A 15,719-nucleotide genomic window follows, 5' to 3' on the forward strand; every position below is an offset into this window, starting at 1 on the left:
GCGCGCCGCGGCCCCCGAACAGTCAAGGAAAAACGATGAGCTGGCTCGACAAACTGCTGCCGCCCAAGATCAAGCAAACCGACCCCAAGAGCCGCAAGGGCATCCCCGAGGGCCTGTGGGTCAAGTGTCCGTCGTGCGAGGCGGTGCTGTACCGCAACGACGTCGAGGCGAATCTGCATGTTTGCCCGAAGTGCAGTCATCACATGCGTATCGGCGCGCGCGAGCGGCTCGATCGCCTGCTCGATCCGGAAGGCCGCTATGAAATCGGCCAGGAAGTCGTTCCGGTCGACGCGCTGAAGTTCAAGGACAGCCGCAAGTACCCGGATCGCCTGAAAGAGGCGATGGAAGACACCGACGAAACCGACGCGATGGTCGTCATGGGCGGTGCGATCCACACGCTGCCGTGCGTCGTCGCGTGCTTCGAATTCTCGTTCATGGGCGGCTCGATGGGCTCGGTCGTCGGCGAGCGCTTCGTGCGCGGCGCGCGCAATGCCATCGAGCAGAACGTGCCGTTCATCTGCTTTACGGCGTCGGGCGGCGCGCGCATGCAGGAAAGCCTGCTTTCGCTGATGCAAATGGCGAAGACCACGGCGCTGCTGACCAAGCTGTCCGAGGCGAAGCTGCCGTTCATTTCCGTGCTGACCGATCCGACAATGGGCGGCGTGTCCGCGAGCTTCGCGTTCCTCGGCGATGTCGTGATCGCGGAGCCGAAGGCGCTGATCGGCTTCGCGGGTCCGCGCGTGATCGAGCAGACCGTGCGCGAAAAGCTGCCGGAAGGCTTCCAGCGTGCCGAATTCCTGCTCCAGAAGGGCGCGGTCGACATGATCATCGATCGCCGGAAGATGCGCGAGGAAATCGCCCAGTTGATGGCGTTGATGACGGGGCAGCCCGCCGATTCCGTCGCCTGAGGCCGCTTTCGTCCCGCGCCGCGCCGCGCGTGAACCCGCGAGGTTCCGCGCGGCGTTTTTGCTTTCTCGATCTCGACAATGAACACTTTCCCCACACTCGACGCGTGGCTCGCCCATCTGGAGGCGGCGCATCCCGTCGGCATCGACATGGGTCTGACCCGGATCGGCCGCGTGAAGGACGCGCTCGGGCTGACGTTCGACTGCCCGGTTATCACCGTCGGCGGCACGAACGGCAAGGGCTCGACCTGCGCGATCCTCGAAACCATTCTGCTGCGCGCGGGGTATCGCGTGGGCTGTCACACGTCGCCGCACTTGCTCGCGTTCAACGAGCGGGCGCGGATCGACGGCGCGGAAGCCAGCGACGCCGAGTTGCTCGAACATTTCGAAGCCGTCGAGAAAGCGCGCGCGAGCCTGCCTGAGCCGGTTTCGCTGACATATTTCGAATTCACGACGCTCGCGATCCTGCATCTTTTCGCGTCGCGCGGGCTGGACGCGGTGATTCTCGAAGTCGGGCTCGGCGGGCGGCTGGATGCCGTCAATATCGTCGATACGGATTGCGCGGTGATTACGAGCATCGACATCGACCATACGGACTACCTCGGCGATACCCGCGAGAAGATCGCATTCGAGAAAGCGGGCATCTTCCGTTCGGGAAAGCCGGCGGTGTGCGGCGATCCCTCGCCGCCGCAGACGCTGATCGATCACGCCGAGGCCATCGGCGCGGATCTGTGGCTCGTCGGCCGCGATTTTCGCTACGAAGCGCAGCCGGGCAATGAGCGGCAGCAATGGAGCTACATCGGGCGCACGCAGCGGCGCTCGGCGCTCGCGTATCCGGCGCTGCGCGGCGCGAATCAGTTGATCAACACGTCGGCCGCACTGGCCGCGCTCGAAGCGTTGCGCGAGCGGCTGCCGGTGTCCGCGCAGGACATTCGCCTCGGGCTTGCGAACGTCGAGTTGCCGGGACGATTCCAGGTGCTGCCGGGCAAGCCGCAGATCATTCTGGATGTCGCTCACAATCCGCACGCCGCCGCCGTGCTGGCGCAGAACTTGGGCAACATGGGCTACTTCCCGTACACCTTCGCGGTGTTCGGCGCGATGAACGACAAGGATATCGACGGCGTCATCCGCCAGTTCCGCGGCGAAATCGATCACTGGAACGTGACCGCGCTGCCGACGCCGCGGGCGGCATCCCCCGAGCGGCTGGAGGCGGCGCTGCGCGAAGCCGGTGTCAACGAAGGCCCCGACAGCAGCGTTGCACGCTTCAACAGCCCGGCCGATGCTTTTCAAGATGCGTTAAGCCGGGCGTCCGAAAATGATAGAATCGTGGTTTTCGGTAGTTTCTATACGGTGGCTGGGGTCATGGCCTACCGCAAATCGCAGCATCACTGAGACGGTCGGCCAGGCCGGGCGTCCAAGCATCTCGCACCAAGCCATACATGGGACTTTTCTCGTTCGGCAAGAAAGACGACGCACGCGCGGCGAGCGACGCATACCCCGATTCCCCGCTCGGCTCGCGTCATACCGTGCGCACGGAACGCCGCACGCGCCGCTCCGAGCGCACGGACGCCGACGCGATGATGCTCGACCCCACCCTGCCCGAGAAGCAGCGCGCGCGCCGCAGGCTGGTCGGCGCGATCGCACTCGTACTGGCGGCGGTCATCGTTCTGCCGATGGTGCTGGATTCGCGCCCGAAGCCGGTCACCGACGACATTTCCATCGACATTCCTAGCCGCGCCGCGCCGGCCGCGAAGCAATCGCGCGACGCGGAAGACGCCGATACGCAAGCGGGCGTCGCGCATGACGGTCCTGCGCCGACATCGGCGCCGGCCGTGGCGCAAGCGCAGCAGCCGCAAGCGTCCGCGCCGGTTGCGCAAGCGAAGCCTGAACCGAAGCCCGAAGCCAGGCCGGAACCGAAGCCAGCCGTTGCCGCGAAGCCGGCCGCCAAGCCGCAGGCTGCGGAGCAGGCAGCAGACACCGATAACACCACCAACACGACTTCCGCCACCGCGAACACGCCGTCGTCGCCCGCAGGCAGCCGCTTCGTGCTGCAAATCGGCACCTTCGACGACGAAACTGCCGCGCAGAACTGGGTTCACAAGTTGAAAGCCGCGGGTGTGCCCGCATATGTCGAGCATCGGCAGCAGACGGACGGCTCATCCCGTGCGTTGCTGCGGGCGGGACCGTTCCCGGATCGCGCGGCGGCGTCGGCGGCGCTCGTGAAGGTGCGCCAGGCGGGACTCGCCGGCGGCAAGCGTTCGGCGTCGAACTAAGCGCCGATGTTCACGAGCTTCGACTACGCGGTAATGGCGGTGATCGGCTTGTCGGCGTTGCGCGGCATGTGGCGCGGATTGCTGGCCGAAGCCTTCGGACTGGTGGGCTGGATTGCCGCGATACTGATCGCGGGCCGCTTCGTCGGCGTCGTCGTGCCGTATATCCCGTCCACATGGCCGGGCGGCGCGCTGACGCAATGGCTCATCGCGTTTCTGCTGGTGGTCGGCGCGGTGCTGCTGCTGTCGAGCGTCCTGTCGGCGCTTTTGACGCGCATCACCGAAGTCACCGGCTTGCGCGGCGTAGACCGCTCGCTGGGTTTGCTGTTCGGCCTCGCCAGAGGCGCGATACTGGTGGTGATCCTGGTCGCCCTTGCTGGCTTGACCGAATTGCCGCAGAAGGAATTTTGGCGCAATGCGCTGCTCAGGCCGACGGTCGAGCAGGGCGTGCGCGAACTGAAACCGCTGCTTCCCGATACGCTCGCCGCGTATGTGCACGTCGCCCCCGATCCGGGCGATCCGGCGCGAAACGCCGCACAATAGACGAACGGCTGGCTACACGAGGAACGCGCGACGCCAGACTGCGTCGCCTCTGGTTCGGCTTGCACGAGCCGGGGCAACGCGCGCAGGCGGCACGCCTTTCGACCCCGTTTCGACTCTTTGAAGGACCATGCCATGTGCGGCATCGTAGGTGTAGTTTCCCAAAGCCCTGTCAATCAGGTCATCTATGACGCCTTGTTGCTGTTGCAGCATCGCGGTCAGGACGCGGCGGGCATCGCCACGGCCAACGGCAACAACTTCCACATGCACAAGGCCAACGGCATGGTGCGCGACGTGTTCCGCACGCGCAACATGCGCAGCCTGCCGGGCACGGTCGGCATCGGGCAAGTGCGCTACCCGACGGCCGGTTCAGCATCGAACGAGGAAGAAGCCCAGCCGTTCTACGTCAACGCACCGTTCGGCATCATCCTCGCGCACAACGGCAATCTGACCAACTGGATGCAATTGAAGGACGAGATGTTCCGCATCGATCGCCGGCACATCAACACCGCATCCGATACCGAAGTCCTGCTCAACGTCTTCGCGCACGAACTGCAACTGGCAAGCTCGGGCCTGCAGCTCGACGCCGCCGCGCTGTGGAAGGCGGTCGCGGGCGTGCATCGCCGCGTGAAGGGCTCGTATGCGATCGTTTCGCTGATCGCGGGCTACGGTCTCGTCGCGTTCCGCGATCCGTTCGGCATTCGCCCGCTGGTGCTCGGCAAGCTCGAAACGTCGACGGGCGTCGAGTGGATGGTCGCGTCGGAATCGGTGGCGATCGAGGGTATCGGTTTCGAGTTCGTGCGCGATGTCGAGCCGGGCGAAGCGATTTTCATCGACGCCGAAGGCAATCTCCACAGCCACCAGTGCGCCGAAAAGCCGGTGCTGAATCCTTGTATCTTCGAACTGGTTTATCTCGCGCGTCCGGATTCCTGTCTCGATGGCGTGCCGGTCTACAACGCGCGTCTGCGCATGGGCGACTATCTCGCCGAGAAGATCAAGCGCGTGCTGCCCGACGTGCCGATCGACGTCGTCATGCCGATTCCCGATTCGTCGCGCCCCGCCGCGATGCAGGTGGCGGCGAAGCTCGGCGTCGAATACCGCGAGGGCTTCTTCAAAAATCGCTACGTGGGCCGCACGTTCATCATGCCTGGCCAGGCGGTGCGGAAGAAGTCGGTGCGCCAGAAGCTGAACGCCATGGGCATCGAGTTCAAGGGCAAGAACGTGCTGATCGTCGACGATTCCATCGTGCGCGGCACGACCTCGCATGAGATCGTGCAGATGGCCCGCGATGCCGGCGCGAACAAGGTCATTTTCGCGTCCGCCGCGCCGCCGGTGAAATTCCCGAACGTGTACGGCATCGACATGCCGACGCGTGGCGAACTCGTCGCGCATGGCCGCAGCGACGACGAAGTGGCGCGCATGATTGGCGCGGACTATCTCGTGTATCAGGACGTCGAGGACCTGAAGAGCGCGGTGCGCGATATCAATCCGGCGCTGAAGGAGTTCGAGGCATCGTGCTTCGACGGCAATTACATCACCGGCGATGTCACGACGGACTATCTCGATCGCATCGAAACCGCGCGTCTTGCGCCGCAGGAGCAAACGGATCGGGACATCGCGGGCGAAGCGCTCGATGGCGGTCCGGCGCGCTCGCAGCTGCACTTGCAACTGTCGGTGGAATAAGCCCTTCGCGGCTTTGAATGAAGCCCGCTGCGTCAATCCGACGAGCGGGCTTTTTTGCGTCTACTGTGCGCGCATCAGGCCGCTGTTGCGCCATTGCCCCGGCGCGATGCCGAAGCGTTTGGAGAACGCATGCGTGAACGCGCTTTGATCGGCGAAGCCGACATCGAGCGCGATAGCAGTCAGCGTGGTGCGCGGATCGGCAAGCAGCGTGAGCGCCGTATCGAGCCGCAAGCGCAGCAGATAGCGATGCGGCGTCTCGCCGAATGCTTCGTTGAACAGTTGGTGAAAGCGCCGCATGCCGAAGCCGCAGTGCGCGGCGAGATCGGCCACCCGCAGCGGCTCCGAGAGATGCGCGCGCAGCCATCGGTCGATGCGGGCGAAGTCGAGCGCGCGCATTTCATCACCCGGCGATGCGCCGGCGTCGGCCATCAATGCGCCGCACAGACGCGTGGCCGCTTGCCATGCAAAGCGTCGCGGCAACGCGGCATCGTCGATGCTTACGCTGGTAGCCACGTTCGCGACGAGTTCGGTGATGCAGGCATCGAGATCGACAGTGCGGGCGCGTTCGAAGAAGCGCGCCGGCACCGCCACCGATGACGCCGGCAGATCCAGCACGAGCTGGCGATTCACCCCTTCGGCCCAGTATTCGTGACGCGCGCCGGCCGGAATGATCCACGCGCGATGGCGGTCGATCTGCGACTCGCGGCCATCCACCGCCATGCCCATCGCACCGTCGAAGCCGAGCACGATCTGGTGAAAGTCGTGTTCATCCGACGCCTGAACCTGTTCATAGCGGCGCAGCGAGACCGTGGGCGTGGAGAGGGCGAGCGGCGCGCTCACGTGTACCTCAGACGTCGAGCAGTTCCACTTCGAACACGAGCGTCGCGTTCGGCGGAATCACGCCGCCTGCGCCGCGCACGCCATAGCCGAGCTGCGCCGGAATGGTGAGACGGCGCACGCCGCCGACCTTCATGCCCTGCACGCCTTCATCCCAGCCCTTGATGACCATGCCGCCGCCGAGGACGAAGGCGAAGGGCTCGTTGCGATCCTTGCTCGAATCGAACTTCTGGCCGTCGGTCAGCCAGCCGGTGTAATGCACGCTGACCGTCTTGCCTGCGACGGCTTCGGCGCCTTCGCCGACGGTGACGTCTTCATACTTGAGACCGGAATCGGTCGTGACTGTCGACATGTTTGCTCCCTGGTTGCACGGCATAGCGCCGATGGTCGAAACCAGCATTGTAGAACGGAGCGGAGGAAGGGATGAGGCGTGCGCCCGAGTGCGCCATGCGAGCACCACCGCTCGCATGGCGCTCCCAGCTTACTTCGCGAGCAAATCTGAAGGCTGCGGCGATGCCGGGTCATACGCGCCGCGCGATGGCGTCGCCGGCATCATCACGCTCTGCGCCTGCGCTTCGAATACCTCGCGCGAGAAGCGGCGGCGGAAGTCGCTGGTGAGCGCGGCCATCGGCACGTCGCGGGCGGCAAAGATGCGTTCGACGAAAGCGTCGTGATCGCCGGCCGGGAAAAGCAGCGCATCGGGCAGATACGAATCCAGACCGCAGATGCGCGATACCACGATGGGGCGCTCCGCGAGCACCGCTTCGATCATCACGAGCGGCACGCCTTCGAAAGCCGATGGCAGCACGAGCGTATCGCTCGCGACGATATACGGCAGCACGTCGCTCTTCGGGCCGACGATCCGCACGCACGCACTCAGCGTCGGGCTGGCGTCGACCATCGCTGCGAGCCGCGCCGCATCGGCGCCTTCACCGATGATCAGCACGATGGTCCGCTTGAACGCTTCCGGGTGACGCTCGATCGCTTCGAGCAGAAAGTCCTGGCGCTTCTGCTTGAAGTTGATGCGGCCGATGTGCGCGATGACCGTGGTTCCATCATCGGGCAAGCCGAGCGATGCGCGCGCCGCTGACTTGGTCAGCATCGAGCGGCTGAAGCGGTCATCGACATAGTTCTCGAGGATCATCGTTCGCGCGTGCGGCGCGAGCGTGCGCAGCTTCCCGCGCAGATGCTCGTTGAGCGTCACGAATTCATCAGGCATCCGATACATTACGCGCTTCGCGAGCCACTTGACCTTATCCGTTGAGCTTTCGGTGGCCGGGCCGTCATCGACGAGGGGCAAGTAGCTCAACGCACGCACACGCGCATAACGCGCGGCAAAGAGCCCGGCGATGCCCGATACGATCGTGCCCTGCGCGATCAACAGCTTCGAGAGCTGCAGCGTGCGCAGCGTCGCAGCCGTTGAGCGAATCGCACGGAACAGCGCGAACAGATCGCCGCGTATCGATTCCGCGGTGTAAGACAGGCTCACCATGCGCACCTTGGCATTGTGGCGCGCCAGTTCGCTCACATAGCGATGCAGCGCCGAATTGCTTTTCGGCACGAGGATGTGCAGCGTTTGTACATTTCCGCTCGTAATGAGCGCGAGCATGAACCGCTTGAGCATCTCTTCATGCCCACCGTTGATGCCCGAGTCACAATAGATTCCAACGTTCACCGGCTTTCTCCCCTAACAGCGCGCGCCGTGCGCGTATTCACTGCCTGTTGACGAATTGCATCAGCAGCCGCGCACTTTCCGTCCAACGATAGCGCTCGGCGTGCGCGAGTCCACGGCGCCTGAGGTCTTCGCTTAGCTTAGGCGAATCGAGCAGTTCCCGCAGCTTTGTCGCCATGTCGTCGACCGAATAAGGATCGCAATAGATCGATGCGTCACCGCATGCTTCCGGCAGCGCCGCAGCGCGTCCGACGAGCGTCGGGCATCCGTTGCGCATTGCCTCCAGCGGAGGAATACCGAAGCCTTCATAGATCGACGGATACAGAAAACATGCTGCATGCTGATACAGCGCCTTGAGTTTTTCGTCGCTCACATAGCCTGCTTCCTTGATGTTGGGTGCGTTCGACAAATCCTGTGCTTTGCCGAAAATCGCTGCATTCTTCATACCGACGATGACGAGGTCGATCGAAGGATCGTTCAGACGCATGAAAGCCTCGACCAGCCGCTTGAAATTCTTCGTCGGATTCATGCTGCTCACTGCCAGGACGTAACGATTGGGCGTGAGATTTAATTCCGCGATGACTGAATCATCGGCTACGACATGATCGAGGTGGTCCGCCGCGAGCGGCACCACGCCGATACGCTCGGGCGCAACGCCCACATGATGCGCAAGCCGGTCCCGCGAAAACATCGAGTTCGTCAGCACACAACTCGATGTGCGCGCGAGAATCCAGAACATCACGCGATACCACATGCGAAACTTCCACGAGAAATGCGCGGGCGTGTCGAACACCGCAGCATCGTGCATGTAGATGATCTGGTTGCGACGAAAGATCGAGCCCGAGTTGCTGAGATTGACGATGCGCGATCGCCCTGCAAAGAGCGGCAGCACGAACTGCTCCCACAGCACGCCCTTGCCGAACCCGAGCTTGACTGTGGGCACGCCATCGACCGGCACGAGCCCGGACTGCGGCGGCACCGCCAGCATCACGTGCGCGCCCTCCGGCAGCTTCACGAGCGCAGCGACGAGTTCGCGTGCGACACGCTGCACGCCCGTCGTCTTCTGGCTCGTGAATCGCCCGTTATAAACGAGCTTGCTAGTTGCGATCGAAGTGTCCATGAATTTCGCTTTAAAACTGTGAGTCCGGCCGGGCTTCATACGATGCGACTTCGTTTGCGCCGAGTGGTTCGCGCACCGGCTTGCCGGATCCCGTTTCGTAGATCGACAGCCATTGACGAAAGATCGTGTCCATCGAGAAGCGCGCGCTCGCAGCGTGTCTCGCGGCAGCGCCCATGCGCGCACGTAACGCGGGTTCGTCACGCAGGCGGGCGATATATGCGCTCATCTCTTCGATGCTCGTCGCAATGAAGCCTGTCACACCATGCTTCACGACATCGCGATTACCGACGACATCCGTGACGACAGCGGGAATGCCGGCGACCTGTGCTTCGATGAGCGCGATCGGCATGCCTTCCCAGCGTGATGTCTGCACATAGACATCGAGCTGCGCAGTCAGTTCAAGCGCACGATCGCGCGCGACCCATCCACTGCATTCAACGGCGCTGCGCGCCTCAACGGGCAACTCATCGGGATTGCCGCCTATCCACGAGAAGCCGACGTTCGGCGTTTGCAAATTAGTTGCAAGCCTGGCGAATGCTTCGTGATTTTTCTGATACGACGCGCGTCCGCTCATGCCGATCACGATGCGATCATCGTCCTTCTCGATGCGCGGCGGTATCTCCGATACGTTGACACCGTTCTCTATCAGCACCGCGCTGCGCGGATTAACCTTGCTCTCGATCTCCTGCAACTCACTCGCCGAGCATGCGACGATGACGCCGCCCATGCGCGCCGCAATGCGTTCGAAGTTCAAGTAAGCCAGTTGCTTTGCAGGCGATACATCACGGCGCAGGAAGGACAGGCCATGAGGCGAATAGAAGATCCGCGCGTCAGGCGTTGCAATGCGTGCGGCAGCACGGCCGAGCACGCCTGCCTTCGACGAATGAAGATGCACCACGGAAGGATCGCAATGGCGAAGCGCGCGCACGAGATCCCAGAGACCGGTCCAGTCCTTGACCGGATGAACATCACGGCACATGTCCACGTGGACAAGCCTGACTGCGGGATGAAAGAGCTTCGAGAAGTTGACGGGACCCTCCGGCCGGATCGAATGAAGGATCGTGACACTGACTCCTGCCGCCGCTGCGCGGTTCGACAGTTGCGTCAGCATAGACAACACCCCGCCACCGAACGCCTCGGTTATGTGGACGATCTCTTTCATTCCTGGACTCTTTTTTAGTGTATTGCCACGCACCCCGTTGCACTCGCAATGGAGAATATGCGCGGCCAGGTCCTGTCAATAGTTGCTAGCACACATATCCCCGAGCTAAGCAGGGCGGGACTGTGCGCGAATACACGTTGAAAGCGAAACACAAGGCAATGAAGCCGACGCGCAGCATCACTAATCGAATGCGATTTTGGCGACTCGATTCACAAGTCTTGTTTTGCTGCGCGATTAGATTGAGTGCGTTTCGTTGATACAGGAGCCAGCCTGTTCAGCGAAAGGCTTTCCTCACACCAGGCGAGGAATTCAGTTTCGGCAATCGGAGTCGCGCCGTCCCGTCGAAAGACGGCGCATTCTTCGATACGCGAGTGAGTTTGCACGACGCAAAGCCGATAGTGAATGTGTCGCCGCGCGACTTGCGCCCCTAGTCATCAAGGGCGGCAAGATCGACAGCGAGCTTTGGGTCGTGCTGCCGAAGTCAATTGACTTCGGGTTCGGCCTTGGCGTTCGCCAGTGCCTGCTGCGAGAAGGCGACTTCGCAAACTTCGAGAAGCACCCGCAAATCCTTGACCGGAATTGCAGCCGATTGCATGCGCAGGTTTTCGGCGCGCTCCACCAGCTTCTGCACGCGTTCGAACGAAAGGTCGTCTGGTTTCATTCCACCGCTCACAATAAGTATTCTTACCTAGTACCTTAAACCCCGAACCGTCTTCCGTCCGTGCGGAACCACACATACACGGCTCCAACAACTGGAGTAGCGCAACACTCAGGCGTGCAAAGGCCGCTGCGATCGAGCGGCCAGTTCGGGTTTCAGGGCGTTAGGCACGGACGTTCCGACGGCGTCGGAACGGGGAAGAGAGCACGTCTACCAGCAGGAAACGCGCCAGGACGATTAATTGGCGCCTTCCGTCATCGGACGCTGGCGCTTGAGCAACGGTACGCCTTCGAGATGGAGCGTAAAAGCCATCGCCGCCGCGATGGCGGTCTCGACGACCAGCACGGTTGCCGCTGCGCCCTGCTCGTGGAACAGCGTCGCCAGCACCCCGAGCAACGCGAAGTTGAGCACGGCGGAGCCAATCAGCACGCGGCTGAAGTGCGACTTCATGCCGAGCGGAAGCATCGTCTGAACGCCGAAGAGATCGGCCAGTCCGGACATTAGAGGCACGAAGGCCATCCAGCGCAGCACGTCCACCGTCGGGCCGAACTGCGGTCCGTAGAGCAATTTCACTGCGAGCGGTGCGCCGAAGAAAATGCACACCGAGATGATCGACACGATCGCGCCTTGCACCACGAACATCTTTCGCAGGAACGCGAATGCATCATCGCGTGCATGGTGCATCAGAAAGCTCACACGCGGATACGCGGCGGTCTTGAGCGGCCGCAGCATGTTCAGCGCCGCGCGGATCAGCTTGTCGCCGGCAGCGAAGTAACCGCCCGCCACGTTGCCCGCGATGAAGGTCAGCAGCACGATATTGCTCGACGCATAGATATCGACGAGCGATGTGGCCATGAAGACGCTCCAGCCATCCTTCAGCCGTTCGATGATGGTCTTGAGCGACACGTGGACGAAGTCGAGCTCGCGGCGGAAATACAGGTAGACGCAGATGGCGATGCCCGACAGCAGCGGCACGAGCGTATTGACGAGCATCGCGTTGTTGACGTCATCGTGATGGCGCACGAACAGATACATCGCTGGAATGCTGAGCGCGCGGCCCACGAACACGATCGCGCTGATCACGCCAAGGTCTTCGACGCCCTGGAAATACCACGTGGGAATGAGCATGGAGCCGATTGCCATGCCGAAGCCGACGAGCAAAAGCGCACGGTTTTCCGCGAGCATCGGCACGATGAACGTCAGCAAGACCAGCACGATGAAGCCCGCGACGGACAGTGCTATCTGCGCATACATCGTCTCCCAGAACATCTTGGAGCGCAGCGCACGGTTATCGCGGTTGATCGAAATCTTGGGTGTCGCGGTGAGCGAGAAGCTGTAGTTGGTCAGCGTGATGAAATACGTGGTGAAGGCCATCGCGAAGGAAAGCCGCCCATATTCGCTTGGGCCGAGGACGCGCGCCAGCCACGGCAGCGTCAGAAGCGGTGCTAGGTACGTCGATACCTGCAACGTCATCAGAATGGTGAAGTTCTTTCGAAAAGATGCCATTGAGCGATTTTTCCCGACTTGAATTGCTGCCCTGGTGTCGATGACGCAAAAAGTGCTGCCTTCTGCATTTTTGCCCTTCCAACCGGGCATTTCCATGACAACGCCCAAGACGAATAGTTTCGTCCGGCGTTATTCCTTCATGGCAGAGGCGCACGGCCAAGGAGGGTAAAGCGTCCGTGCCTTGGCCTGACAGCGGAAGCGAAAGGGGCATTGCGAGAGGTGAAGCAACGCTGGAACGGCTGCGCGTCAGTGCGGCGCCACTGACCAGCCGCCGGGGATGACGCGACGCGTCCGCAGCGAGCATTAAACCGCAAAAAAAATAACTCTTCAGTGGGTTTGCACACGCAAATTCTCCGCGCGATGTGCTGTGCGGGAAAAACGACCGCCGGGCCGCGCGGCTCCGGCGGGCAAATCGCTCAGGCCGATGCGTTGTCGGCTATCTTCCGTGCGCCTCGTTCGGCGCTGTCGATGATCGCATCTGAACGCACGATATGATGCGGCGGCAAGCCGATAAACCGGCGCACTACATTGCGCGTGATCTGGTCCACGACGAGGCGGCTTTCAGCGTGTTTGTCCATCAGCACGCGGGCCCAGTCAGTCGTGCCGCCGTTGAATACGAGCCCTTGCGTGACGCTGCCGTCGCGGTTCGGCCGATACACGCCCATCGCACCGATGCCGCCCATGTCCCAGCCTTCGAGTCTCACTGTATCGGCGAGCGTGACGAAGCCATTGGGCGCGGGCGGCACGCCGTCGACTTCATAGCCGACGAGGCGATCCACTGCGCCGAAGGTTTGTCCATTGCGCAAGCCGGTGCCGCCGAAAACCCAGTGGTTCGCATCGCGCACGGTGTAGCCGATTGCTTCGCGCTCGCGCTTGATCCAGCCGCCGCGCAGGCGCTTCCATACGCCGTATTTGCCGCCGCCGTATCCATACGAGAGGCCGATGAGATCGGACTCGTCGTGTCCCGGCCATTTCTCGCCGAGTCGATTCATCAGGGCGTAATCGCCGTCGATGGGTGCGTCCGCGTAATCGATCGGGCGAAAGCAGGTATTGCCGCTGAAGATCGCGAGATTGCCGCCATCGGCGATGAAGCGCGCGACATGCTCACGCATCTCCTTGCTCCAGTACTCGTGATGCCCCACGCTCAACATGCAGCGATAGGCTTCGAGCTTGAGGTGCGAGCCGCGATGCAGGTCATGATCGGTATAGAAGTCACACGCAATGCCTTCGGCTCGCAACCAGCGAATGAATTTCGCGTCCCAATGCGTGAACTGCTGACGCGGCGAGCGCATGTCGTACGGATCGGCGGGTTCGCCGAGTTGAGCGCCAAGACCGCCGCCCGGCCGCAAGAGGCTCACGCGCGTTTGCGCCTGTGTGCGATGGATCGGATCGCCGTAATAGCATCCGCCGCCCATCGAGTTATACGCGTGATATGTATTGATCGGGACGATATACGCGATATCCGCGGAGGGCGTGCGCGGCCTCGCGACGATGAGCGCCATGCTGTCGCTATCGGGTGGCCCGGCGAAGATGGACTTATGCGCAGCGACGCGACGTCCGAGGTCGGTCAGCGGCTCGCCATTCGCGCCGACTTCATAGGCGATCGCGACATACGCGCCGCTTTCGAGATCGTCGTTATTCGGCTTGATGGTGACGATGGGCCAACGCCAGTCTTCATCGAAACGCACGGGCTTGAGATTGCCCGGCGACTGAAACACGATCCTGCCGTTGATCATCTCGGCACGCACGCTGCCGCCCGGTTGAACGGCGACACCGCCAACGCTCGTCAGGTCTTCATCGCTGCGTTGCTGGTAAATGGCGATGGAAAACCGCGAGCCCGGTTGCACCGCAAGCTCGAACCAGTCGCCGGCCGTGAAGCCGGGCCTTATCGGATAGATCTGCATGTCACGCCCTCGTTCTGGCCTTGTTATTCGTTATTCGTTCTTGTCATTGATTGGCGGTGGCGATGGTGCGCGGGGCGGGCGACGGCGCGCGCAGCTCCTTGCCGAGCACGCGCTTTACCATGCGCTTGGTCTGGAACCAGCGCCGGTCCGCGACGATTCGCGTATGAAAGCGCAGCACCGAAGGCGTATCCGTGCGATTCGCGGCAAAGACGCGATAGCGCGCGGCGGTCGCTTCCATCATTCGCATCGATTCCGCGAAGCCGCGTGCATCGACGCGTGCGGCTTCATGGCAGGCATACGCGAACACCTTATGGAACATCGCGAGCCAGAAGGTATCCAGCGGGCCGCCGTTACAGCGCGCGAGTGTTTCTTCCGCGCATGTCGTGAGACTCATCACCGTGAACGGCGTCGCTTTAGTGGTGATGCTGCCCGCGCGTCGGCGATAAAAATACAGGTCGTCGGCGAGGCGATAAAGCGTTTGCGCACGCGAATAAACGAGCGGAATCGCGGAAGCGTCTTCGTACACGCGGCCTGCTGGAAATTCGATGCCGTTCCACAATTCGCGCCTGTACACGCGCGCCACGGGAAAGACTTGATAAACACGTGCGAAGTCGAGCAGCGCTTTGAGATCGCAAGTGCGGGGACCGGTCGTGGCGGGGTGGACCAACTCGAGGTGCTCGATGAGCTTGCCATTCGAATTGATGATGCCGACGTTGAACTCGATGATGTCCGCCACGTTCCTGTCGAGCAGCGGCATGATCTTCGCGGTGAAATCGGCGGACCACACATCGTCGGAATCGAGGAACCCGATGAACGGCGATGACGCCAGCGCGATCGCCCGATTGCGCGCAGCCGACACACCACGGTTTTCCTGGTGAATCACCTGAATATGCTGTCCGCGCTCGCTGCGCTGAACTTCGCGGATGCGTTCCAGTGTGCGGTCCGTCGAACCGTCGTCGATGACGATGATTTCGATCTCGTTGGCGCGTGGTTGCGAGAGTGCCGATTCGAGCGAAGCGGCGATGTAATGCTCGACGTTATAAGCGGGAATGATCACCGACAGCAATGTCGGCGCGACGCTGCGGGCGCGTTTCATGGACTCGTGTACCCGGTTGATGTTTTGAATTAAGGCTTACCGTGGCCGAGAGCGGCGTTGCTGATCGGAATTCGACTCCCCGTCGCGGCCCATGCTGTTGCAGGGCCGGCCGACCAGTGCGCTATCTTGAGGAGCAGCTTATAGTCATTTGTAAGGATAAAGTGTTCGAAGACGCACGATGCCCCGGCGCGTCGCCGACCGCTTGGTGTGTTGAACCGCATATACGAAACGCAACGGCAATTGCAAAGAGCCGCGCACGGTGATTGCTGGTTCGATGCATTAAGCGTTTTACGCTTCGCAAACGGGAGAGGCGCTCACATATAATGATTTGGTCGGGCTCCGACAAGCATCCGTTTCTTGGCGACA

The 15,719-nt window shown here is 62.1% G+C and carries 14 protein-coding genes; 5 read left to right on the forward strand and 9 right to left on the reverse strand.

Annotated features, from left to right (window positions below; all coding sequences use genetic code 11):
* The first annotated feature begins 35 nt into the window (after positions 1–35).
* The 5 genes from accD (at position 36) to purF (ending at position 5,398) form a co-directional block, all read left to right on the forward strand.
* Positions 36–908, forward strand: coding sequence for an acetyl-CoA carboxylase, carboxyltransferase subunit beta (accD, locus tag LDZ21_RS14360; protein WP_035968851.1), 873 nt, complete (start codon positions 36–38; stop codon positions 906–908).
* A gap of 78 nt (positions 909–986) precedes the next feature.
* A complete protein-coding gene (gene folC, locus LDZ21_RS14365; RefSeq protein ID WP_244795511.1) occupies positions 987–2,297 on the forward strand; it encodes a bifunctional tetrahydrofolate synthase/dihydrofolate synthase in 1,311 nt (436 codons plus the stop codon).
* Between the two features lie 47 nt (positions 2,298–2,344).
* Complete coding sequence (locus LDZ21_RS14370; RefSeq protein ID WP_244795512.1) at positions 2,345–3,178, forward strand: SPOR domain-containing protein; 834 nt, start codon at positions 2,345–2,347, stop codon at positions 3,176–3,178.
* A 6-nt stretch (positions 3,179–3,184) separates the two neighbouring features.
* On the forward strand, positions 3,185–3,718 hold the full coding sequence (locus LDZ21_RS14375; protein WP_244795513.1) for a CvpA family protein: 534 nt from the start codon (positions 3,185–3,187) through the stop codon (positions 3,716–3,718).
* 132 nt (positions 3,719–3,850) lie between these two features.
* Positions 3,851–5,398 carry an amidophosphoribosyltransferase gene (gene purF / locus LDZ21_RS14380; RefSeq protein ID WP_035968845.1) on the forward strand — a complete coding sequence of 516 codons (1,548 nt, stop codon included), beginning with the start codon at positions 3,851–3,853 and terminating at the stop codon, positions 5,396–5,398.
* A gap of 60 nt (positions 5,399–5,458) precedes the next feature.
* Here purF and LDZ21_RS14385 read toward each other — a convergent pair whose 3' ends face one another.
* The 9 genes from LDZ21_RS14385 to LDZ21_RS14425 all read right to left on the reverse strand — a co-directional run bounded on the left by LDZ21_RS14385 (position 5,459) and on the right by LDZ21_RS14425 (position 15,353).
* Positions 5,459–6,238, reverse strand: coding sequence for an AraC family transcriptional regulator (locus LDZ21_RS14385; protein ID WP_244795514.1), 780 nt, complete (start codon positions 6,236–6,238; stop codon positions 5,459–5,461).
* Positions 6,239–6,245: 7 nt separating this feature from the next.
* Positions 6,246–6,587, reverse strand: coding sequence for an FKBP-type peptidyl-prolyl cis-trans isomerase (locus LDZ21_RS14390; RefSeq protein WP_244795515.1), 342 nt, complete (start codon positions 6,585–6,587; stop codon positions 6,246–6,248).
* Positions 6,588–6,716: 129 nt separating this feature from the next.
* Positions 6,717–7,910 carry a glycosyltransferase gene (locus LDZ21_RS14395; protein ID WP_244795516.1) on the reverse strand — a complete coding sequence of 398 codons (1,194 nt, stop codon included), beginning with the start codon at positions 7,908–7,910 and terminating at the stop codon, positions 6,717–6,719.
* Positions 7,911–7,947: 37 nt separating this feature from the next.
* Positions 7,948–9,027: a glycosyltransferase family 4 protein gene (locus LDZ21_RS14400; RefSeq protein WP_035968840.1), complete on the reverse strand. Its 1,080-nt coding sequence runs from the start codon at positions 9,025–9,027 to the stop codon at positions 7,948–7,950.
* Positions 9,028–9,037: 10 nt separating this feature from the next.
* Positions 9,038–10,189 carry a glycosyltransferase gene (locus tag LDZ21_RS14405; RefSeq protein ID WP_244795517.1) on the reverse strand — a complete coding sequence of 384 codons (1,152 nt, stop codon included), beginning with the start codon at positions 10,187–10,189 and terminating at the stop codon, positions 9,038–9,040.
* Between the two features lie 481 nt (positions 10,190–10,670).
* Entirely contained in the window at positions 10,671–10,850 is a 180-nt protein-coding gene (locus LDZ21_RS14410) for a hypothetical protein (RefSeq protein ID WP_035968835.1), read from the reverse strand.
* A gap of 234 nt (positions 10,851–11,084) precedes the next feature.
* Positions 11,085–12,353 (reverse strand): flippase, encoded by a 1,269-nt coding sequence (locus tag LDZ21_RS14415; RefSeq protein ID WP_244795518.1) that lies wholly within the window; start codon positions 12,351–12,353, stop codon positions 11,085–11,087.
* 416 nt (positions 12,354–12,769) lie between these two features.
* Positions 12,770–14,257 (reverse strand): N,N-dimethylformamidase beta subunit family domain-containing protein, encoded by a 1,488-nt coding sequence (locus tag LDZ21_RS14420; RefSeq protein ID WP_244795519.1) that lies wholly within the window; start codon positions 14,255–14,257, stop codon positions 12,770–12,772.
* A gap of 43 nt (positions 14,258–14,300) precedes the next feature.
* Positions 14,301–15,353, reverse strand: coding sequence for a glycosyltransferase family 2 protein (locus tag LDZ21_RS14425; protein ID WP_244795520.1), 1,053 nt, complete (start codon positions 15,351–15,353; stop codon positions 14,301–14,303).
* Positions 15,354–15,719 lie beyond the last annotated feature (366 nt).

It is taken from the genome of Caballeronia grimmiae (assembly GCF_022879615.1).
GTDB classification, from domain to species: domain Bacteria; phylum Pseudomonadota; class Gammaproteobacteria; order Burkholderiales; family Burkholderiaceae; genus Caballeronia; species Caballeronia grimmiae.

Bases quoted from the DNA above. Each gene is read 5' to 3' on its own strand.
- LDZ21_RS14420 (WP_244795519.1), bottom strand. From the start codon at position 14,257: ATGCAGATCTATCCGATAAGGCCCGGCTTCACGGCCGGCGACTGGTTC.
- LDZ21_RS14405 (WP_244795517.1), bottom strand. From the start codon at position 10,189: ATGAAAGAGATCGTCCACATAACCGAGGCGTTCGGTGGCGGGGTGTTG.
- LDZ21_RS14400 (WP_035968840.1), bottom strand. From the start codon at position 9,027: ATGGACACTTCGATCGCAACTAGCAAGCTCGTTTATAACGGGCGATTC.
- LDZ21_RS14425 (WP_244795520.1), bottom strand. From the start codon at position 15,353: ATGAAACGCGCCCGCAGCGTCGCGCCGACATTGCTGTCGGTGATCATT.
- LDZ21_RS14415 (WP_244795518.1), bottom strand. From the start codon at position 12,353: ATGGCATCTTTTCGAAAGAACTTCACCATTCTGATGACGTTGCAGGTA.
- LDZ21_RS14390 (WP_244795515.1), bottom strand. From the start codon at position 6,587: ATGTCGACAGTCACGACCGATTCCGGTCTCAAGTATGAAGACGTCACC.
- LDZ21_RS14375 (WP_244795513.1), top strand. From the start codon at position 3,185: ATGTTCACGAGCTTCGACTACGCGGTAATGGCGGTGATCGGCTTGTCG.
- folC (WP_244795511.1), top strand. From the start codon at position 987: ATGAACACTTTCCCCACACTCGACGCGTGGCTCGCCCATCTGGAGGCG.
- accD (WP_035968851.1), top strand. From the start codon at position 36: ATGAGCTGGCTCGACAAACTGCTGCCGCCCAAGATCAAGCAAACCGAC.
- LDZ21_RS14410 (WP_035968835.1), bottom strand. From the start codon at position 10,850: ATGAAACCAGACGACCTTTCGTTCGAACGCGTGCAGAAGCTGGTGGAG.
- purF (WP_035968845.1), top strand. From the start codon at position 3,851: ATGTGCGGCATCGTAGGTGTAGTTTCCCAAAGCCCTGTCAATCAGGTC.
- LDZ21_RS14370 (WP_244795512.1), top strand. From the start codon at position 2,345: ATGGGACTTTTCTCGTTCGGCAAGAAAGACGACGCACGCGCGGCGAGC.